The organism is Ruegeria sp. AU67 (assembly GCF_900312795.1).
GTDB lineage: Bacteria > Pseudomonadota > Alphaproteobacteria > Rhodobacterales > Rhodobacteraceae > Ruegeria > Ruegeria atlantica.
The window spans coordinates 40,802-61,971 of the sequence record NZ_OMPH01000042.1; the positions used below are offsets into that span (position 1 = coordinate 40,802).

The following is a 21,170-nucleotide window of genomic DNA, read 5'->3' on the forward strand; positions in this document are numbered from 1 at the left end:
TATTTCGAACCGCTACTACATCTGGGTTTTGAAATGTTTAGAAAACGCTATGTGGGAAAATGCCGATACTGTTTCTGAAACTTGATGGGAATAGAGCGCCACCTTACTAAATTAATTGGGTCTTAAAAGAACCGCAGAAAAAACACACTTACGAGGCAACCTGTTCAACAGAAATGTTCGAGTAAAACTTCAATCGCGTCAGGTAGTTGGCGTGCTGATACCGTGAATCCTGTCAGCGGGATGGCTGACAGGAATACCAGTTGCAGAGTTAGTACAAACCAAAACCACTCACAGCAACAATTAGATTTGTTGCCCCCCCTAAGTAAGGCAGAAACACTATGGCAACAATCACTGTTTCAAGTACTTCTCAACTTTTGTCCGCTCTTTCTTCTGCGAAAGGTGGAGATACCATACTCCTTTCTCCCGGAAGTTATGGCGGGGTTAAATTCAATAACCTCAGCTATGACAGTATGGTTACTATCAAATCGGCGGATTCAGACAACCCAGCTGTATTTTCCGGTGTCGGAATCGACAATACTAGCCATCTGCGCATTGACGACGTTAAGGTGGCTAGCCCAAGTAATGGCTCTTCTACGTCAAAACTTGTCTCGATCACGGACAGCAATCACGTGGAGTTCCTGAACTCTGAAGTCCACGGAAAGATTGATAACACGTATGATGGGCACTATGGAATTTATACCAAGGACAGCAATGACTTGGTCCTCAGTGGTAACTACGTGCATGATGTCAAAATTGGCTTTGTGATCAATGGTGCCGACAGGCTTACGGTCTCCGAGAATTACGTTAATGACACCGGAAGTGATGGACTTAAGTTTATCGGCGTGCACAATTTTCTGATCGAAAATAATACGCACGGCGGTACTTTCCACCCTCAGCCTGGTGCTCACTTGGATTTCATGCAGTTCCAAGGCTCATCGCCTGCTAGCGGATCGTCGGACGGCGTCATCCGCGGGAACGTTTTTCTTGCCGAGAGCCATGCAAATGTTCAGGGTATTTTCCTCGCCGATACGACTTACGATAATATTTTGATCGAGCAGAACATTATCTCCACCGGTATGTTGAACGCCATTAAGGTTGGTACATACGGCACTAATATCACCACCATAAATAATACGGTAGTGAACATCCCAGATACTGTTCACAAGGCCTCGAAAGTAGGGGGAGGGGATATAAGCTACGGAAACTTCTTTGCCAGCTACAAGCAGGAAGTTGGTTCCAACTTCCAGTCTGATACGGATGATTACGCTCAGTTTTTTAAGGGTGATATCAAACTTGGCATGACGCTTGAGGATCTGCGTCCTGTCGAAGGAAGTGCTTCTGAACAATATGGGGCGAATGAAAGACTCTCGGAATTGCTTGATGGCTCATCCGATGTAACAGAGCCTTCAAGCCCTCAGCCGATCCCTCCGGAGGATTCGCCGGCCGAGCCGCTACCTTCCAATCCAGAACTGACCGAGCCAGACGATTCAGACCAGACCAATGCCGACCAGCTTGATGGCGCTGCATTCAGCATGCTGAAAACGCAGAGTATCAGCGGAAGCTCGGACGTGATAGAGGTCGCCCATGACAGCGAACTGTCGCTAGAAACTGGCACCATCGCACTCAGCTTCAATGCAGATTCCGTATCGGGTAGGAAAGGGTTGCTTTCTAAGGATGCCAGCTATTACGCCGGTGGTGGCAATCACCTGGCTGCTTATATCGAGAATGGCACTCTGGTCGTGCGTTTCCAGGATGGTTCGGGAGACGAGATAGCCCGGATCAAAGGGATTAAAGCTAATCAGGATTATGATCTTCAGATTGCATTCGGTGACAATGAGGTTGCAGTTTGGTTGGATGGTCAGCAGGTACATTCTGCGGATTTCTCAATGAATCTGGCAGAAAATGTGGAATATCTGCAAATTGGTGCCCTCGGCTGGGGTAGTGAAACAGGTGAAGCTGGTTACAACACCGTGTTCGACGGTGAAATTTCAAATGTTGCTATCGTTGAAGGTAAATGGACGCCGGTTCAGATGCAGCAGCTTATGAAGGGCTCCGAGGTGCGGCTGGAAGAGCCAGTAACCGAACCTGAAGAGCCGGCAACTGAACCCGAAGCACCGGTAGCTGAACCCGAAGCACCGGTAGCTGAACCCGAAGCACCGGTAGCTGAACTCGAAGAGGCAGTAACCCCGGCTGATACCGGTGCTAAGACTGTCTTTGAGGTGGGCGAGATCGAATTCACTGGAAAGAAGAATAGTATCGCCAATCTGGACCATGATCAGGCTTTGGAATTGGAAGAAGGCACGATTGCTTTCACGGTTAATGCTGACGATCTGTGGAGTACACAAGGCCTGCTTTCCAAGGATGCCAGTGGCTATGACGGTGGCGATCACCTTTCAATTTACCTTAAAGGTGCGGAGCTGATCCTTCGTTTCCAGGATGCGGAAACCGGTGAGGACGCATATCTCGCCTATCAAAACTTTGATGCCGATAAGGACTACGACGTTCGGACGTGGTTCGGTAATGGTGAGATTGGTCTCGCTGTGAATGGTGAACTGGTGGCAACCGAAGATTTTGACTTCGAGTTAAGCGGAAACCAGCAAAACCTACAGCTTGGCGGCCTTGGGTGGGCCAGCAGTAATGGTGGAGGCGAAGTTACAAAAGCCTTCAACGGAACGATGTCGGATGTGACTATCTGGGATCAGTCCATGCCGATTGAAACTTTCGATTTGCTGATGTGACGCAAGATTACCATACCTTCTTTAAAGTTCAACAAACCGTCAGAGTATATCTCTGGCGGTTTGTTGATCCAGCACGTGGAGGGGTGAGTTAGATTACCTCGGCCGTGGCCTAGTGCTCTTGCGCAGAGGTATAGCCGCATGAATGCCGTACGCTTTGATTGCGTCATGGCCATCACTCGGGTTTCTCCGATGTGCAGAAAACCAAAACTAGCACAAGAACGGTAAATATTATTAAATACAACAAATTAAGTCCTCAACTACATGGAGGACCTTGGTCAAAACATGTGACCACCAACAAAGCTAGGGTGTATTATATGCGAGGTGAACTGCACAAACGAATAATGATCATTTTGATTGGCGCAGTGATGTTCTTGATCGTGTTCCATATTGCGCTGCAATACCGGGAACACGTCGCTGGAACAATTACACGCCTGGAGATTGGGAGGTTTAGCGCCGACGTTACTTTTTGGTTCGATTTGAATACAGAGCGCAAAGTCGGTGCGATATTCAGCACAGGGCTATTGGCGGCTTGCGGTCTTCTTATGCTGTATTCAGCATTTTTAGAGAGAAATCAAAGTACTGCCGCAATAGGCTGGGTTCTGTTTGCTTGCATATTGCTCTATATGGCCGGTGATGAATTCTTTCAGCTACATGAAAGATCCGGGGCTTTGATCGGCATGAAAGGCAAATTTGGTGATCATGTCGTGCCCGGCTGGGTTCGCGTGATGGCAATCGTCGTAACACTGCTTTGTATTCTAATGAGCTATTTTTGGTGGAAATTGCCAATTGATCTGCGCGTAAGGCTATTCATCGCAGCTATTGTATTCCTGACTGGCGCTATGGGCATCGAGATCATCTCGTCCGCGTATGTAATGAAACATGGCCCGGACAACTTTGCATATGCAAAGTTGGCAGCTTTGGAAGAGGGCCTGGAGATGATCGGTGTCCTGATCGTCATTGACTCGATGTTGCTGCATATAGGGAACCTTAGCACGCGCAAACGGGAGGGCGAGAGAGGGCTCTCCACTTGAGCTTGGCAACCCTCTTGCAGCTCCATGAAGGCATTTATTTGAACTAGTCTCGATGTGATCTGACTTAAGGGACTGGCAATGGAAGGGTCTGACCTCTGCACCAATTGTAGCTGGTTGCAGGGGCCGGGCAACAATCCGAGGGTAGCTGAGAAATCCCGGCTGGATTTGATCGACCCTAATAACCCAATCGCAGCTTTCGGGCATAGAACGCTTCGGCCAGCGCGTCCGGGGCGTTGCATTCCAGACCGCGCAACCGCATCAGGCCGCGAAAGGTCAGGTCATCGAACCAGTGCTTGCCCGCCTGCGATGCGAAGCATTCCATCAGCAATGCGATCTTGGCGTCGGTATCCGCTTTAGAGGCGGGGACGAAAACGTTGGGCGCACCCATCCCTCCATCCCATTTCGGAATCTCGTATTCCAGGATCGTATGATCGCGGAACGTGTTCCAGGTCAGCTCTGATAGTATGCGGTGATCCTGATGCAAATCCTGCTTGTATTGGGTCAGGATCAGGTCGGGATCGTGCACTTTCAGCGTTTCCAGAAACGCCTTCACCTCCGCCCATTGATGCGGGAAATGGCCGTCGCGGAAATCCTTCAACACGACCTCTGACGATCCCGCGCCCTCCAGAAAGCGTTCGGCGCTGGCCCGGGCCTCTTCGCCGCGGATACCCGAGGCTGCACAGACCACCCAGACGATATGGGCATCCGGATTATCGCGAATAAGCCGCAAAATAGTTGCGCCCGCACCAATTTCGATATCGTCGCTATGAGCGCCGAGACAGAGTACCGTGCCGAGTTTCCCAAGACCTAATTCACGCATTGTCTCAGTCGTCCTTCCAGACCTGCCAGGGCGTATTCCCCGCGGCTACACGATCATCCAGCGCCTGCTTTTCCTTGAACGTGTCCATGCAGGTCCAGAAGCTTTCGTGCTGATGCGCGTAAAGGCGCTTTTTCTGAACCAGACGTTCGAACCCCTCAATCACCAGTTCTTCGCCCTCGTGCAGATTGTCGAAAATCTCGGGCCGCAGGGCAAAATAGCCGCCGTTCATCCACATGCCAGAATCTTTGATATCCGAGATCTGCGCCACTCGGCTGTCCCCACCGAAAGACACCAGGTGGAAGGAATAAGGAGGCTTTACACAGCAGAAGCCTGCGACCGCATCGGTGGCGGAAAAGCCTTGGATCATCGCATCGAGATCAAGATCGGTCAGCGTATCGGCATAGTTGGCCAAAAACATCTCTTCGCCTTCCAGATGCTCGCGCACGCGCAGGAGGCGGCCACCGATATTGGTGTTCTGACCGGTATCGACGAAAGTGATGCGCCAGTCCTGAATATCGCTTTGCAGCACGTCGATCTTGGCGCCGCCGTTTTCGAAGACGAAGTCGTTATTCACCCGCTCGTCATAGTCCAGGAAGAACTGTTTGATCGTCTCGCCCTTGTAGCCAAGGCAGATAATGAAATCCTTGTGCCCGTAAGACGCATAATACTTCATGATGTGCCACAGGATCGGACGCCCGCCCACCGGCACCAGCGGTTTGGGGATCTGATCGGAATAATCCCGCAGCCGGGTTCCCTGACCCCCACAGAACAAAACGACTTTCATGGCTGATCCTTTTTCTTTTGTTCAGGCCCGCGCCCGAGCTTCCTGTGGTGCCAGCACCGTGGCTTCGGGGACAAAAACCACCAGCTCAGCACCCCATTCGGCGGTATAGGCCAGCTGCTCGGCAATTTCGTCACGGAAGTTCCAGGGCAGGATTACAATCACATCTGGTTTTGTCTCGGCAATCCGATCCGGGTGGTGAATTGGAATCCGTGAGCCGGGCAGATAACGGCCCTGTTTGTAAGGATTGCGATCCACCGTATAGCTGATGAGATCGGTCTTGATCCCGCAATAGTTCAGGAAGGTGTTGCCTTTGCCGGGCGCACCATAGGCGGCGATCTGTTTCCCCGCGCGCGCCGCAGCGATCAGGTATTCCAGCGCCTTGCGTTTGGTCTCACGAACCTGTTCGTCGAAAGAGGCATAGGTCTCCATCCGGTCCAGCCCTGCGGCCAGTTCCCGGTTGCGGAAAGCCACCAGACGATCCGTCACCGGTTTGGTGTCGTCTTCCTCGTGGCGGCCGATGATGCGCAGTGACCCGCCATGGGTGGATACCTCTTCGATATCGAACAGCCGGATGCCGTGATGAGCAAAGACCCGCTCTGCCGCAATCAGCGAGAAATAGCAGTAATGCTCGTGATAGACCTGATCAAACTGGTTGCCTTCCATGGTGGCCAGAAGATGCGGAAATTCGATCGTCATTACCGCACCAGGCTTCATCATGATCTTCAGCCCGGCCACGAAATCGTTCAGATCGGGCACCTGCGCCAATACGTTCTTACCCAGGATCAGATCCGCCTGCCGCCCCTGCGCGGCCAGTTTTTGGGCCGTCTCGACGCCAAAGAACGCGACCTCGGTTGGGACACCCTTGTCGATGGCAACCTGGGCCACGTTTTCTGCGGGCTCCACCCCATAGCAGGGGATGCCGAGCGCTACGAAATGCTGCAGCAGATAGCCGTCATTGCTGGCCACCTCGACCACCTGACTGTCAGAGCCCAGTTCGAAACGGTCTTTCATGTCATGGCAATAGCGGCGCGCATGTTCCACCCAGCTGTCTGCATAGGACGAGAAATAGGCATACTCGGTGAATATCTCCTCGGCCGGGACGAACTCGTCCAGCTGTGCCAGATGGCATTCGTGGCAAACGAAGGCATGGAGCGGATAGAACGGCTCCATCTTCGAGTAGTTTTCTTCGGCGACATAGCTTTCGCACAATGGCGACATGCCGAGATCGACCAGCGTATGCTTGAGGTATGTGCCGCAAAACCGACAGGGGAAGGATCCGGTAGGAGCTGACATGCGGGGCCTCTCTTGTTGCTTCAATGCGTTTCGTATCAGGAATTGATCAATTCAGGCGTAAGCCCAAGCTCTGCCAATTGTGCCGCTATCTCGTTACGGTAGATAGGATTCATCAACACGACAACATCGGGTGGATCTTCCGTCAGTGCCTGTGGCGAAATGATCTGCTGGCCGGTTCCGGCCAGATGTTTGCCCTGTTTATGGGGGTTGATGTCGACCACACGGGTGATCGTGTCGCGATCCTTCAGCATGTTGAGGAAACCAACCGCCTTGGCACCGGCACCCCAGGCCACAGCCTGGCGGCCCTCGGCGCGCCATTGCGCCAGCCGGTCGCGCCAGTCGGACATCTTGGTGTTCTGCGTTTCGCCAAATGCCGCGACATCGGCTGTCAGCTGCCCGAGATTGCCGGTGTCGTTGCCCGGATTGCCGGTATCCGTTCCCGCGGCCCGTGCTTCGATTGTCAGAAACTGCTTCTCAAAGGTCTCTTCCACGCGCAGCACGTCAAAGCCGCAGGCCGCAAAGGACCGGGTCAGGGATTCGACACTAAAATAGGAACAATGCTCGTAAATCACATCCCAGACCGAACCCTGCCGGATGATCAGATCAGTGTCCGGCACTTCGAAATAGATCACTGTACGGTCCGGATCGGTGATCGAGCGCCGGATCATCCGCAGGAAATCATTCGGAGCCGGGATGTGTTCATAGACAAAGCGCGAGGCCAGAAGATCGGCCTGCAGGCGGGCATGTTCTTCGCCATAATAGTCATTCGACCAGGTGATGCGGTCAGCGGCCGATGTGCTGACCCGCTCGCCCTCGTAGGATGGATCAAAGCCGTACCCGGTATTGCCGCCGGCCTCGCAGAGCATGGCCAGAAAGTCGCCTTTGCCACAGCCGATATCGACCACGGTGCGCTGATGCAGCCCATAGGTGTCCACCAGCCGGTCGACCAGTTTCTGCGAATAGTTCTGAAAGGTTGGCGAGAAATGCAGCGAGTTGTCGTATTGCTGATCGTATTCGATCCGGTCCAGATCGAAGGACACATTCCAGATAAATCCGCAATTGGGGCAGAAGGCCAGATCGATATCCCCCCGGCGGCAGGCGCGGGCGCTGGCCGCATCCGGCCATAGCACGCCGATCAGCACCGGCTGATCGGACAGTGAAAAGAAAAGCCTAGCATGGTTGCCGCCACAAACCGGACAGGCAGGCACAGAAGGTGTGGCGGTCATTGCGTTGGCTCCATTTCCGGGGTGGTATCAGTTGTCAGGATTTCTGGGGACAGTTGCATGCTGGCAATCTGGGCGGCGATTTCGTCGCGATAGATACTGTTCATCACGATCACGACGTCCGGGCGCTCTGCGGTGAGGGCTTCGGGTGCCACGATGGGCGCGGCGCAGCCGGGCATGTAATGGCCCTGTCGAGCAGGATTGATGTCGACGACGCATGAGACGATCCCGGGATCGCCGACGGTGGTCAGAAACCCCACCGCCTTCGAGCCGGACCCCCAAAGCGCCACGCGCTGTCCCGCGTCACGCCAGGCGGCAAAGCGTTGTCGCCACCCGTCGATGCGGGCCCGTGCGGTATCGCGGAATTCTGCGACCAGCTTTGTGGTCTCGCCCAGATCGTCGGCCGGTTCAGGTAGCGGTGAGGGCTGATCCGACACCGCAACTTCGATGATCAGGTATTGCTCACCATAAACCCGGCGCAGATCGAGCACATCGAACCCTGCTTGCCGGAAGGCCCGCGCCAGAGACCCGGCGGTGAAATAGCTGGCATGTTCATAATAGATGTCCCAGAACGCGCCTTCGATCAGGATGCGTCGCAGGTCCGGCACCTCAACGCCAAAGCGCAGACGGGCACCATCCCCGGCGGCTTGCCGCATCAGGGCCAGGAAATCCGCCACGTCGCCAATATGTTCCAGCGTGTGCCGACAGATCATGAAATCCGCCTCCACTGGTACATGGGCCTTGGTGAAATCCTTGGCATGGAAAGTCAGCCCGTCGTGTTCCGCGCTGCGGCCCGGCACGTAGGCCGGGTCATAACCGGTGCCACTGCAGCTGCCTTGGGCGCAGATCAGACGCAGGAAATCGCCCTTGCCGCACCCAATTTCAATCAGATGCCCACCCTTGAGGTCGAACCGGTCGATCCAGTCCTGTGCCAGATCGGAAACGAATGCATTGAACGTGGGTGAACCGCCCTGCGCGTCCTCATATCCGGTGCCGTAATCGACCCGTGCCAGATCAAACCGGGCGTTGAAGGCCAGCCCACATTCGGGGCACCAGCACAGCGCCATGTCTCCGGTTGGAAAGCCAAGCGCGGTGGCGCGGTCCGGCAAAAGCAATGTGCTTTGTGCCGGAATGCCGGCGAGATCATAGAGCGACAGTGTATTCCTGGACTGGCCACAGGACGGGCAGATTGTGCCCGGTGCGCTTTTAGCCGACGATTCACCGTCCCTGGTGATATTTGCAGGTGTCACGGATCACCCCGCAGCAGCGCGGCGTTCCGTCCAGAATAGCTCCCCATCAAGCGCACCGCTGGCCATGTGATCCTGAAGGGTCTTCAGGCGGATAAAGCGCGAGCCTTCGAAATCCGCCAGCTCAAGCCCGTTATCCACATAAGCCTTGTGTAGTTCCTCAATGCCCATAGGCACTGTCCATTGCGGATCATAGCCCGGCAACCCGGTTTCGATCTTCGAGAAATCCACCCGGTAGCAGCGCTTGTCGGGTCCGCCGCCCGGCTCGTAAGCGATGCGGCTGCCCGGGACCAGCTGCTCCACATGCTCTGCAACGGCGCGCACCTGATAGTTCTCACTGGAGCGGCCAACATTCCAGGCAGTGTTGTGGATCAGGTCGCGCGGGGCCTCCAGCGTGGCAAGGAAGGCCCGGCTGATATCTTCGATATGAACCAATGGTCGCCAGGGTGTGCCATCGCTTTTGATCAGAACCTCACCCTGCAAGAAGGCATATCCGACCAGGCTGTTGACCATCAGATCCGCCCGCAGCTTTGGTGAGCCGCCATAGGCCGTGGCATTGCGCAGAAAGACCGGCGAGAAATTGTCATCCGCCAGATCGGACAGAATCGCTTCACTACGGACCTTGGATTCACCGTAAGGGGTAACCGGATTGAATTCGGCGCTTTCATCCAGCACATCCTCGGGGCTGGCAGCCCCATAGATCGAGCAGGACGACGAGAATGCAAACCGTTCCACCCCGGCCGCCTTTGCCGCGCGGCCAAGGGTCAATGTTGCGTCCGCATTGATGTCATAAGTGCATTGCGGATTGAGGTTGCCCATCGGATCGTTCGACAAACCGGCAAGATGGATCACCGCGTCGAAACCTTTCATGTCAGCAGGCCCCACATCGCGGATATCCTTGCGGATTACGGCGTCCGGCTCGGGCATCCCGGACATGTCGCAATGTTCGAAATAGTAGCTGTCGAGCCCGGTTACATGGTGCCCGCGCTCCTGCAGAAAGGGGGTCAGAACCCCGCCAATATACCCGTTATGCCCGGTAACCAGAATGCGCAACTCGCCAACCTCCTAAAACAGCCTCTGATCCAGACGACAACATATACACGGTGCCGTCGAACTCAGCGGCTTTCATCAAAAAACACCCGCCCCAGCAAAGGTTGTCGCTTTGCAATTTTTGTGGGTTTCGGCACGCAACTGAAAGCGAAGCAAGGGCGAAATCTAATCAAAATCGTACAATCTGAATACAAGGGCGCAACCAGAATTCAACTCTTTTACAAAAACCGCTCAAATCGTTGTGCCTGCACCTCAAGCCAGCAAATCGCCCTGGAAGAAAAAATCGTCACTGGTCAGCGACAGCCCGTATACATCATTGATCACACCGATCAATTCATCCTCGTCCCCATCGGACCCCAAAAGCCAGATAGCAGTCCCTTCAGGCAGGCCAACGGTGTCCTCCGTCAGCGCGTAATCTGCTGATGTTCCCGCCAGTTGAATTTGATCAGTTCCGGAAACAAAGTCCCAAGCATACCCGAAATCGTTGACACCATCGGTGCTTCCGTTGCCGTCATCATAGTAGCTGCCATTAGAATCACCGAAGATAAAGACATCCGCGTCTTCGTTGCCGACCAGCACATCGCGTTCTCCCAGACCCGGCAGTGCCACACTGGGATCCACCCCAACCAGCAGGTCCGCGCCGTCGGTTCCCATAATGATGTCATCGCCTTCAATCTCGGCAAATGTCAGATCGTGGTAGGTGATGTCCCAGTGGTGAGCAATCAACGCGAAGGAACCATTCAGGGGCTCCGACATCACATCGGTGCCTTCCATAAGCCATTCCACAGGCTCGCTGTTGCCCTCTTCCCAGATCTTGAAGCGATAGGTCCTGTTGAGCAGGTCGGTCTGCTCCACCCGGACAGTCACGTTGTATGTTGCGCCTTCGGTAAAGTTGAAAGGCGATGTGTCGAGATGCGGTGAGCTCCAGTCGGGATGGTCGTGTAGAATGAAATCATCTGTTTTTGTGTTGTAGAACGGCGAAACAATTGGGTTGTATCCGGTAAGTGGCTGCCAGCCCGAAATGGGATCATTTGTATGCCCGCCCCAGAGCATCCCAAATCCAAGACCTGCGCCATCTCTAGTCGTCCCGTTGTTAATGTCGTTGATTGTCAGAGATAGGTTAACCTCATAGTTGTCCCAGGACTGATCACCAAATGTCAGAATCCGGTCATATCCAGGTTGCGTGGTTCGAACACCGTCTGCGGTGATTGTCCAGTCCCCGTCGACCACTTGGGTCACATTCTGGAGATTTGTGACACTCGACCAGTTTACCACGTAATCATTGGCCCAGGTTGTGCCGTTCTCATAGTCGATTGTGACGTCTCGGGTATGGATGTCTCCGTTTGAATAAGTTGCCTTTATAGTCACAACATCATCAACGGCAGATCCATCCAGAACAGCAAAGTCGAGGTCGATGTTGAAATCCCCGTCTTCTTCAAGCCGACGAGTATCAGGCCCGATAGAAAGTGTTTGTTCCGGACCTCCATTCAGGGAATAACTCAACGACACCAGCCCTGCAGCATAGGCATTGCCCAAGATGTTTACCCACTGCTGCGACGCGCCTGGTGCACCAAAGGTTTGCGTGTCCCCATACCAGACATCAATCTGATTGCGTACTTCAAGACTGACTGTTGCGGTGTCTGCCTCGGTGCCGTCGGTGATGGTGTAGGTGAAGCTGTCATTCCCGGTGAACCCGGCATTTGGGGTATAGGTCAGCGTGCCGTCGCCGTTGTCGCTCACCGTGCCATTGGTCGACTGGGTGAACCCCGTCAGGTTCAGCGGATCGCCGTCGTCATCGCTGTCATTGGTCAGAAGGTCGGAAGCCACATTGATCGCCAGTGCCACGTCCTGCGTGGTGGCCAACCCATCATCCACCGCATCAGGGGCCACGTTCGGCGGATCGAGATCGCCATCCTCATTCGCTATCGGGTCCCCCGAAGTCTCAAAATAATCTACCTGTGCCGTGAAGCCTGTCGCAGAACCGGTATTGCCCGCAAACACCCCCGCCGAAGTCACCGCCAGCGCATGGCTGAAGCTGCCCGCAACCGTCCAGTCGGATCCGTTCGGGGAATACTCGAATGTCCACTGATCCCCGGCCCGGGTCACCCGCAGATAAGGGGCGTTGCCGCCTGGGATCACCACGTTGAAGGCCGGAGAGGAGTCGCCGTCAACCGTGATCGCCGCGAAGGCCCGCAGATTGTTGCCATCAGAGTAGGTATCAAAGCGCAACCAGTTATCCGCGTCCTGTTCAACCAGCAAACCCTGCATCTGATACTGGTCAGCCGGCGTGCTCAGGAACCGGGTCTCGAGGGCGAAATCTTCATCCGCCTGGTTCTGCATCGCCCGGGCACCTTTATTGGTGTCCCAGACATTGTGATCCCCATCTGGCGTCACCAGTTCCAGATAGGCATCCGACGCATTCTGACCCAGAGCATGGGAAATCCCCGCCGGACCGCTCACCGTCCAAACCGGGCTCAAAACACTAGACGCAAAACTGTCTGAAATACTCATCTTCCCACCACCCAGGAAATAACTTTAATATATCAAATTTATCATATCTAAAAACTGACCGTCACCAAAATTAGATCACACTCGCATGTTCAGTTTAAGTATAGCATAAAACGAGTTTCTATTTCACTCTTCGCGCAATGCTTCTTCTTTTAGAGTTGATGATGACAGCATGGTGCAATCATCGCGAGATCAAGTAAGATAACAATTTCAACCATAAAGTAAAAAATTAGCCCGCACCTGCATACGTCTCGCTTAAACAAGCCGATTTTTTTGTGCTTGCCAATATTCAGATGCGCTCTGGTGCTGGTCTGTTTTTAACGCTTATTTTGTTTCGAACCTGCCATGATTTTCAGCCTATAGGCTGCACGGTAGTAGCGTAAAAACACCATTGCACCTGCCGCGCGAAGCCGCCTGGTGATGCCTCCTGGAAGTGGTGAGGTCAACAGGGCCCAACAGGTCAGGACAGGGGGGCGTAAATCCCTGTAAAGCCCGCGTCTAAAGTGCCCATGCGGTAAGCGGCCCCTCTTTTCCATAACGTAGACCCCTTTGACAACGCGGCGCGACTTGGACAGAGCTGCCTTCAAGTGCCGCCGTGCGGGGTGCCGAATGACAACAGTTTCTCCATAGACGACCGGAAAGCCTGAGGCATGGACTCTTCTTCCGAATTCATGGTCGCCGCCCGATAAAAGGGTGCCCAAAAAAGGGCCAGCCTTCTCGATAACGCCCCGAGACACAAAAACGTTGGCAGTTGCGCCAAAATGGTTGCGGGTCGCGTAAGTCTCTTGGGGGAATGCAGTGTGAATTTGCAGTATCTCTACGGCGGTGGGTTTTTTCGGGTCTTCTGCGAAAACTTGAATTTTCCCGGCAACAAGTGCCCCGGTTGGGTGCCGTTCAAGCTCTGCAATACCAGATGTAATCCAGTTAGGTTCGGGTACGCAGGCAGCGTCGGTAAAGGCAAAAACCTCACCGGTTGCCTCTGCCAGCCCCCGATTTCGGGCAGCATAAGATCCCGGGCGAGGTTCGTGCAACAACCGTGCAGGGAATAGGCTGGCGGCTTGATCGCACAGCTCGAAATCCGGTGTGTTGTCTATGCATAGGATTTCTGTAAGTTCTTTCGGATAGCTTTGTTGGCTCAGAGCATCGAGGGTGCTCCGAAGGCCAGCGGTGTCGCGAAATGTTGGGATAATGATGCTCACTTTAGGCTTAATCATCTATCAGGAAACCGTTCCAGAAGGGTGTGCATTCGCGAAAATCGCGCGCTTTATCTCGCCGCCGAATATACGCCAATCACGATGTAGGAGGCGCAGAAGTGGCGCAAGACATGCTGCCCGTGTATGCAGAGGAATGTCGGCGCGCAAGATTGCGCGTCCATATTCTATGAATAGACGGCTGCGCGGTAGAACAAAACGCGTGCGCCTGGATGGGTCGAACCAAGTTGCAAGTTCCTGCGGAGAGCGATTTGCAGCCAGTGATGTTTGTTCATGCATCCGACGCAGGAAGAGATATTCGGGCACTTCGACGAAATCACCCAATAGTGCCATCTCGAGCAACGCCACCTTGTCGGAGTGATTGAAGCGACCGATCAGGCGTGTCTTACGCAGCATGTCTGCTCGCATAAGGCCGGTAATGGGCACACAGCGATGGATATAGGTGCGGTCCGGTGCGCTGCAGAGCAGGCTTTTGATCCTTTGCTCCGCGTTTGCACCCTCCCAGTCCAACTTCTGCCTGTAATCACGCAGTGGCCGTCCGCCTGCAGTAATTTCACGCATACGAGCAAAGGCAACCCCGGCATGTAGATCGTCTTCTAAGCGTTCGAAGCAACGTTCCAGAAAGGTAGGCTCAATCATGTCATCATGGGCCGCCCATTTGAAGTATTTTCCACCGGCTCTGTAGAAGGTGTCGTTGTAGTTTCCGGCAGCGCCAATATTTTTGGGCTGGCGATAAAAGCGAATGCGCGCATCCTGTGCTGCGTGATTCAGACAAATCTCGGCGGTTGCATCGGTTGAAGCATTATCGCAAATCACAACCTCAAAATCGGTGAAAGTTTGGGATCGGATTGAACGTAGCGCATCGTCGAGATATATCGCGCCGTTGTAGACCGGAAGGCCGATGCTGATCGGGACGTTCATCGCGCTTATCCTGGTGGGTATTTATGCTCGTAAAAAACACAGCACATGCCGGTGTATCCATCATGCATCAAAAAAACAAAACTCACCATTTCATTGACAACCAATTCACGAGAACCACTTGGCGCAGTATATATTGTACCCGCAAGAGTTATTATGGAAGGTAGTTGTGAAACTGCAATAATGTAGGGGCGTTATCTTTTGGTGTGCTCGCTGATAAGGTAATAATATATCAATATTATTACTATTTTTGTGTTGATTTCGATTGTGTCCAAGTTGTTCATTTTTTTTCAGAAGGGGTTTTTTTGTTGCCTGATGTCGTGGAAACGGTGTCAATGATAAGTGAAACATATGCAACTGAAACCGGAAACAAGCTAGCACTTTCTGGACGGTCGATATCGTTGATTCGAGCTGGACAGACGGAGGGGAAATTCGGTGCCAGATCTTAGTGGGTTCGGATCCGGAAACAGCCGGCATAAGAATGTCATTGTCTCAAAGCGTCTTGTAATCGTCAATTCGGCAAGTTCTATTCTTGCAAGAATTTTTAATGTGACGGTTCTGCTTTGGGCATATCAATATCTTCTTAAACGTATTCCTGCTGAAGAATTCGCTGTGCTACCTATTGTCACTTCAATTATGGTCGTGGCACCGCTGTTTTTTTCCTTCTTCTCCGGCGGGATCGGCCGCTATATGGTCGAAGCTTATGCCAAGGGCGAGTTTGAGCAAGTAACCAGGATAGTTTCATCGATCTTTCCGCTCATGGCAGCGACCGCCGCACTCTTTCTGGCAGTCGGCCTTCTTTTTGCAGCCAACATCGACAAGATACTGAACATTGCACCTGAAATGACCAGTGATGCTAGGATCATGATGGCTTTGTTGGTAATAAACTTTGCGTTGAAGATGCTGGCAGTGCCATTTCGGGCTGGATATGTGGTGCGTCAGCGGTTTGTTGAACTGAATCTTCTCGGGGTGGTCCGGGATTTTTTCAGAATTATCCTTTTGGTTGTCCTGCTGGTGGGGGTTGGCCCCCAAGTGATCTGGGTTGTAGTTGCCACTGTTGTCTCGGAAACGCTTCACATGATTGTTGCAGTTTCCCGGTCGATGGCAATCGTGCCGCAAATTCGTTACCGGCTCGGCATGTTCGACGGCCGGCAAGCTCGGGACTTGATTTCGTTTGGAATGTGGACGGCCCTTGGGAAGCTGGGGAATATCTTCTACACCAATGCGGCTACGATCCTTTTGAACCTGTATGGTACCGCGGTTGACGTAACCAGCTATCATATCGGCGCAACTTTTTTTCGGCAGCTTGATGGTACGGTCAATACGGGTACAGCGCCCTTGACCCCGGTGCTGACAGCAATGCATGCGCTTGACGATAGGGCTCGGATGGCTCGCACGGTTTTCCGCGGCGGACGATATGCGCTTTGGGTGACTTTGGCGATTGCTGTGCCTCTGACCATCTATGCAGATGATTTTGTAGGTATCTACCTAGGTAACGCGGAGTATTCTGCGACGGCAGTCATAATCATGCTTTTCATGGCTACTTTCCCGTTCACGAAGGCTGTTACGCTTTTGTCCACTACCGCGATGGCAACCGCACAGGTCCGGCCCTTTTTCTTACCTGCGTTTTTGTCAAAGATGGTGATGTTCCTGATAATACTGAATCTGGCGTGGTACGGCGATCTGGGGGCGGTTGGAGCTGCTGCATCTCTGGCTGTAGTGGTGGTGGCGATGCAGGTTGGGTATTATTGGCCGCTTTGCTTGAAAATGACGAATAGGCGTTTTCGGCATTTTTTTAACGAGGTTCTGTTTCCTGGGTGCCTACCATCTGCCTTTGGGGCTGTGATTTGGGGACTGCTCAAATTCTATGACCGTCCAGACAGTTGGGCAGTTTTACTTATCTATTCCTTCACAGGCGGCTTCGTTTATCTCATTGTGATGTTCGGATTCTGTCTCACCCCCCATGAACGGCAGGATCTAAAAAGGGTATTTGCCCGTTTTGGGGCTACAGGATGAAAGACCTATTCCAAGGTTCGCTGTTCTGTTGAGAATAGTATTCCAGCAAGTTTGCTGGCGTTATTTGTTTCCGCCTGTGAAGCTCTTGCCTAAGTAGGTAACCGAAGTTGCAACCTGAGCTAGATCAATCGGCAAACCTTCTGAAATTAGTTTATTCGTACCCATATCCATACCCGTACGCTCCTTGCGTGTAGTGAGACTTGTTCAAAACAACACCCATCACGTTGGTCAGTTCCGCTAACTGGCGCTCGGCTACGTCTACTTGGTCTGCAGTGGTGCGTCCAGCTTCAGCCACGAGCAAGGCGCAATCGGCATTTTTCAGAAAACCAAAATTGTCGTCAACTTCCATCAGGGGAGGCATGTCGAACAGTACGATGTCTTGTTTAAACTCTGCATCGATCAAATCCAGTATCTCGGTTGTCTTCCCGCTTTGCAGAATTTCTGAAGCGTTTTTGACGCACTTACCATTGAGGCCCAGAGCGACATTTGTGCCGAGCCGACGACCGTGTTCCAAAAACGATATTTTCCCTTCCAGTACATCAGCCATCGAATATTGGCAGCTCTGATCCAAGATTTTTAGTAACCCGCCACGGCGCAAATCGAGATCCAAGATCATGGTTCGCAGGTCTGACTGACGACCGAAGCTGAAGGCAAGATTAGCGGCCATCGTGCTTTTCCCGCATGAGCTGTGTGGCGAAACCAGCGCAATCCGCTTCCATCCATTGGCACGGGCCTGTTGCAGGATGCGGGTGCGCAGCATGTCAAACGGTTTCACGCTGGTATCAACCGCGCTTGCCACGAGCCGATTGTGATTGAGCGTGCGTTCTGAAACTGTAATCGGCGTCAACCCTTCCCAGCGTTTTTGCGATTTTTCGTGCGTCAGTTTTTTGGGTGCCTCAAGCGGTTCGCTGGACGATTTCGTCTGGCTGACTTTATTACGCTGCATGCGGGCTTTGTTTATGGCAACCTGCAGTTTTTCCATAGAGCGCTACCTTTTTTTATCAAAGCCGTTCATGTAACAAATCACCAGCGTGTGCCGATCTTGTCCATGACATTCTCGGCAATCAGGTCCAATGGCTGATAATGTGTGTGTATCGCGTAAACACCCGCAGAAACACCGATAAAAATGACTGCGAGACGAACCAGCTTCCATGTCCGTCGTCGCCAGATTTCTCCCGGTGTTGCTATGTAAGGAATAGTTGCCAAGGGTGTGATGCCTAGGCTCGCGACCAAATCCTCTGGGCGCCGAACGGAACGGTCAAGTATTTCTAACAGTACAATCAAGCCGAGGCCGGCCAGAATACCAAACAGACAACCGCCACCTGCAATCAAGGTTCGGTTAGGCTTGGAAGGCCGCGTCGGAGCGCTCGGTGGTTCGATCACCGACACACGTTGGCCCTGTGCTGTCACTTCGATCCGCTCGCCTGTACTGGCTTGGGATAGGCGATCAACGGCCAAATTGTATTGCTGTTGTATATTGTCCCGGTCTTGGGTCATCTCTCCGAGACGGATCGACGTGGCTGGTGCTTGGCTGATTATCTCGACCACGCCGTCCAGTTGGGCTTGAGCTTTCGTCTGCTGCTCCCTGAGTGCGGCGATACGCGTCGCAATTTCTGTCAGTTGCAAATCCAGCAACGCATTTCCGGTAGTCTCTCCGTCCTGGTCTACCTCTGTTTGAACTGTCTTTTCGATTTCGGTGATGCGTGCCTTCAGCATCTTCACGCGCGGGTTCTGTTCGGAATAAATTATCAAGGCCTCGCTAAGTTGACGTCTAAGCTCTTCAAGCTGCCGACTCTGCGGTGATTGTTGCGCCCCTTCATAGCCGTTTACTCGCCCGGTGGTTTCGAAAACCCATTGAAGGTTTTCCCGCTGATCTTCCAGATCAGCGATTTCGCGCTCTAATAGAGTCAGGCGCTCTTGAAAAAAGGAGCGCTGGCTGAGCTGATAGCCGAGACTATCCGGCAGAGCCTCGGCATTCTCGGTCTTATAGGATAGAATCAGTGAATTGCGCTTAGTGATTTCCGTGCTCAAGCGCGCGACTTCTTGCTCGAAGAAATCCATTGTTTGTGCCGCACGCCCGGTGCGGGATTCTACGTCTTCTTGTTGGATTAAGGTCAGATATTCGTTGAGTACTCCGGCTGCGATTGCTCCGGACTGTGCCTCGAAGCTGATCTCCATCCACACCAATGGATCTCGACGGCCACTACCGCGTGCCGTGGTCCGCGCCCGCATCGCTGCTACAATCCTGTCCGGTGTCATTTGGGAGGTATCGGCAAAAACCTTCTGCCGGTTGGCGATCTCCAGCAGATTTGCACGGGTCAGAAGCCGTTGCTCGAGTATCTCTAATTGCTGTTTGGCAGGGGTGCGTACTGTAGAGGCTGCTAAGTCATCTGGAATTTGCGGCGCTTCGACGATCAGCTTCATCTGTGATACATACGCAGGCGGTAGCGAGTATGCGATAATGATTGACGTTGCGCTAATCACCGTCGCCACAATCATAAAATACGGTAGACGCCGTGAAAAGATTGACCAATAGTACCCGATATCCACGTTTAGTTTTCCTGTTCGACTTCAGACAGCTTCTGGTTGCAATTTGGCATTGTTATCCTGCCTTTTCTTCGGGCGGCACACGTTCTTCTGGTCTGAGAGATAGTACTTGAAAGTTCTCCAGTTTGCCGTCCTCATGCAAGGTTTCTGCGCCGAAGAATACGCCGTCTTGCAAAACGCTCTGCACAATGTTCTCGGACACCACCTTACTGCCGTCAGTCCAAGCATAAAGCATGGCGAACTCGCACAGCTGATTGATCAACCGTGGAATGCCGGCGGTCGCCTGAAAGATAAGTGTACTAGCCGCGTCGGAGAATTCTTCTCCGGTTCCACCAGCCACCCTGAGGCGATGCGCAATATAGTCCTTGACCACGTCATGATTCATGCTGGGCAAATGAAAGCTGGACGCCACTCGCTGAGCAAGCTGGCGCATGTTCGGGGCTAGAACCATGTCGCGCAATTCGGGCTGGCCGACCAAAATCAGCTGAACTAACACATCCTTGTTAGAATTAATGTTGGTCAGCATGCGCACCTCTTCTAGGGCCTCGCGCGACAGATTCTGCGCCTCGTCGAAAATCAGCACCACGCGGCGGCTGGCGGCATATTCGGAGATCAGAAAATCCGTTAATTTCTGGAACAATTGCACATACGGCATCCGAGGATTGGCCTCGACACCCAGCGCATTCAGAACCCATTGCAACATCTCTCCACGGCTGCGATGTGCGTTCGAAATCAATCCTGGCGTAATGTCCTCTTCCAATTGGCCTAGCAGCCTCTGAATGAGGGTCGTTTTGCCTGTTCCGATCTCACCTGAGATCAAGGTTATGGGTGCTTGGGACAAAACACCAAACTCCAGAACCATAAAGGCGCGCTTATGGGGCTCCGACCAGAACAGGAATTCAGGATCCGGCAGCAGTGTGAACGGCCGCTCGGTTAGTCCGAAATGTTCAATATACAGATCATTGGAACTCATACGACTTACAACTTTTCAAAAAACCGACACTCAAACCGATTTGCACGACCTCGCGCTCACCGAAAACAGTACTTAGACGACCGGGCCAGTCTTGGGCGATACCGGAAGAACTCTATCTTCTATTATTGTAGCGGCCTTAACACCTTCCGCCTACCCCTTGATCCCGGCCTTGTGACCTGAATACTACCCTAACGTATCTATTTTTGGTTTCTTTTTGCGGCGTGGCGCGCCCGCAGGAGCCACTAGATGATCCAAGCATGATTTCCTTTGAGTGTGAAATTCTCGTAAATGCAAACTTTTGTTTCCAATAAAAAAACAGATAGGTCAGAAACGCAGATGCCGGGTTGTAGAAGCTCTACGACTCCCATGAGTCAGCGCCCTTAAACTCAATTTCTCTAAATGGCCGGAGCTATTGAAACATTCCTCTGGTAACACATCAAAAAGAAACGGTGTGTTCGTCAATGAATCTGGCTTCAAATTTAGTCATCTTAGGTCTTGCTCAGAGCACACATGTAACGGATTGCAAAATCTTGCAGTGCCGCTTGATGGAGACCGAGCTAATAGCAAAAACAACTGCATTTGTTTTTGCAGCCTCTTGGGAAACTGCCCAAAATCCAGTCAGGTTACACTTTCCTTTGGAGCAGAATTCACAACTGTAAGGGACAGTTGCCGCGAGTGCGATGCCTAGGTTCTGGACCCATTAATTTGGTTGTCGCCCTCTCGGTTGCGTGATTCAAGCGCCTGAGTTTCAGGGGTATATCATGAGCAACCTATTCTGGCTGACGGACGAACAGATGGCACGTCTTCAGCC

At 52.8% G+C, this 21,170-nt stretch carries 15 protein-coding genes; 3 read left to right on the forward strand and 12 right to left on the reverse strand.

Features of this window, described 5'->3' with window-relative positions; translation table 11 throughout:
• Positions 1 to 338 precede the first annotated feature (338 nt).
• Together DK510_RS22505 and DK510_RS22510 are read left to right on the forward strand one after the other, a co-directional pair.
• Entirely contained in the window at positions 339 to 2,738 is a 2,400-nt protein-coding gene (locus tag DK510_RS22505; RefSeq protein WP_109314025.1) for a LamG domain-containing protein, read from the forward strand.
• Between the two features lie 314 nt (positions 2,739 to 3,052).
• Entirely contained in the window at positions 3,053 to 3,769 is a 717-nt protein-coding gene (locus tag DK510_RS22510; protein WP_109314026.1) for a hypothetical protein, read from the forward strand.
• Between the two features lie 175 nt (positions 3,770 to 3,944).
• On the opposite strand, the gene DK510_RS22515 is transcribed toward DK510_RS22510, so the two are convergent.
• The 9 genes from DK510_RS22515 to DK510_RS22555 all read right to left on the reverse strand — a co-directional run bounded on the left by DK510_RS22515 (position 3,945) and on the right by DK510_RS22555 (position 14,826).
• Positions 3,945 to 4,589, reverse strand: a complete 645-nt coding sequence (locus DK510_RS22515; protein WP_109314027.1) for a PIG-L deacetylase family protein — start codon at positions 4,587 to 4,589, stop codon at positions 3,945 to 3,947.
• Positions 4,590 to 4,593: 4 nt separating this feature from the next.
• A complete protein-coding gene (locus DK510_RS22520) occupies positions 4,594 to 5,373 on the reverse strand; it encodes a sugar phosphate nucleotidyltransferase (RefSeq protein ID WP_109314028.1) in 780 nt (259 codons plus the stop codon).
• A 21-nt stretch (positions 5,374 to 5,394) separates the two neighbouring features.
• Positions 5,395 to 6,666 (reverse strand): class I SAM-dependent methyltransferase, encoded by a 1,272-nt coding sequence (locus DK510_RS22525; protein WP_109314029.1) that lies wholly within the window; start codon positions 6,664 to 6,666, stop codon positions 5,395 to 5,397.
• A 35-nt stretch (positions 6,667 to 6,701) separates the two neighbouring features.
• Entirely contained in the window at positions 6,702 to 7,892 is a 1,191-nt protein-coding gene (locus tag DK510_RS22530) for a class I SAM-dependent methyltransferase (RefSeq protein ID WP_109314030.1), read from the reverse strand.
• On the reverse strand, positions 7,889 to 9,139 hold the full coding sequence (locus DK510_RS22535) for a class I SAM-dependent methyltransferase (RefSeq protein ID WP_160116597.1): 1,251 nt from the start codon (positions 9,137 to 9,139) through the stop codon (positions 7,889 to 7,891). Before DK510_RS22535 ends, DK510_RS22530 begins: the two co-directional genes overlap by 4 nt.
• 3 nt (positions 9,140 to 9,142) lie before the next feature.
• Complete coding sequence (locus DK510_RS22540; RefSeq protein WP_109314032.1) at positions 9,143 to 10,189, reverse strand: NAD(P)-dependent oxidoreductase; 1,047 nt, start codon at positions 10,187 to 10,189, stop codon at positions 9,143 to 9,145.
• Positions 10,190 to 10,438: 249 nt separating this feature from the next.
• On the reverse strand, positions 10,439 to 12,697 hold the full coding sequence (locus tag DK510_RS22545) for an Ig-like domain-containing protein (RefSeq protein WP_109314033.1): 2,259 nt from the start codon (positions 12,695 to 12,697) through the stop codon (positions 10,439 to 10,441).
• Positions 12,698 to 13,011: 314 nt separating this feature from the next.
• Complete coding sequence (locus tag DK510_RS22550) at positions 13,012 to 13,893, reverse strand: glycosyltransferase family 2 protein (protein ID WP_160116598.1); 882 nt, start codon at positions 13,891 to 13,893, stop codon at positions 13,012 to 13,014.
• A gap of 18 nt (positions 13,894 to 13,911) precedes the next feature.
• Complete coding sequence (locus DK510_RS22555; RefSeq protein ID WP_109314035.1) at positions 13,912 to 14,826, reverse strand: glycosyltransferase family 2 protein; 915 nt, start codon at positions 14,824 to 14,826, stop codon at positions 13,912 to 13,914.
• Between the two features lie 432 nt (positions 14,827 to 15,258).
• Here DK510_RS22555 and DK510_RS22560 point away from each other — a divergent pair, with 432 nt between their 5' ends.
• On the forward strand, positions 15,259 to 16,839 hold the full coding sequence (locus DK510_RS22560) for a lipopolysaccharide biosynthesis protein (RefSeq protein ID WP_160116599.1): 1,581 nt from the start codon (positions 15,259 to 15,261) through the stop codon (positions 16,837 to 16,839).
• A 151-nt stretch (positions 16,840 to 16,990) separates the two neighbouring features.
• Here DK510_RS22560 and DK510_RS22565 read toward each other — a convergent pair whose 3' ends face one another.
• From DK510_RS22565 to DK510_RS22575, 3 genes are read right to left on the reverse strand one after another with little or no spacing between them, the layout of a single operon-like run.
• Positions 16,991 to 17,821 (reverse strand): CpsD/CapB family tyrosine-protein kinase, encoded by an 831-nt coding sequence (locus DK510_RS22565; protein WP_109314037.1) that lies wholly within the window; start codon positions 17,819 to 17,821, stop codon positions 16,991 to 16,993.
• Between the two features lie 41 nt (positions 17,822 to 17,862).
• Positions 17,863 to 19,389, reverse strand: coding sequence for a lipopolysaccharide biosynthesis (locus DK510_RS22570; RefSeq protein WP_109314038.1), 1,527 nt, complete (start codon positions 19,387 to 19,389; stop codon positions 17,863 to 17,865).
• Positions 19,390 to 19,441: 52 nt separating this feature from the next.
• Complete coding sequence (locus tag DK510_RS22575; protein ID WP_109314039.1) at positions 19,442 to 20,359, reverse strand: ExeA family protein; 918 nt, start codon at positions 20,357 to 20,359, stop codon at positions 19,442 to 19,444.
• Positions 20,360 to 21,170 lie beyond the last annotated feature (811 nt).

Coding starts and splice junctions, on each gene's coding strand:
- DK510_RS22520 (WP_109314028.1), bottom strand. CDS start 5,373: ATGAAAGTCGTTTTGTTCTGTGGGGGTCAGGGAACCCGGCTGCGGGAT.
- DK510_RS22510 (WP_109314026.1), top strand. CDS start 3,053: ATGCGAGGTGAACTGCACAAACGAATAATGATCATTTTGATTGGCGCA.
- DK510_RS22565 (WP_109314037.1), bottom strand. CDS start 17,821: ATGGAAAAACTGCAGGTTGCCATAAACAAAGCCCGCATGCAGCGTAAT.
- DK510_RS22515 (WP_109314027.1), bottom strand. CDS start 4,589: ATGCGTGAATTAGGTCTTGGGAAACTCGGCACGGTACTCTGTCTCGGC.
- DK510_RS22505 (WP_109314025.1), top strand. CDS start 339: ATGGCAACAATCACTGTTTCAAGTACTTCTCAACTTTTGTCCGCTCTT.
- DK510_RS22575 (WP_109314039.1), bottom strand. CDS start 20,359: ATGAGTTCCAATGATCTGTATATTGAACATTTCGGACTAACCGAGCGG.
- DK510_RS22525 (WP_109314029.1), bottom strand. CDS start 6,666: ATGTCAGCTCCTACCGGATCCTTCCCCTGTCGGTTTTGCGGCACATAC.
- DK510_RS22530 (WP_109314030.1), bottom strand. CDS start 7,892: ATGACCGCCACACCTTCTGTGCCTGCCTGTCCGGTTTGTGGCGGCAAC.
- DK510_RS22555 (WP_109314035.1), bottom strand. CDS start 14,826: ATGAACGTCCCGATCAGCATCGGCCTTCCGGTCTACAACGGCGCGATA.
- DK510_RS22545 (WP_109314033.1), bottom strand. CDS start 12,697: ATGAGTATTTCAGACAGTTTTGCGTCTAGTGTTTTGAGCCCGGTTTGG.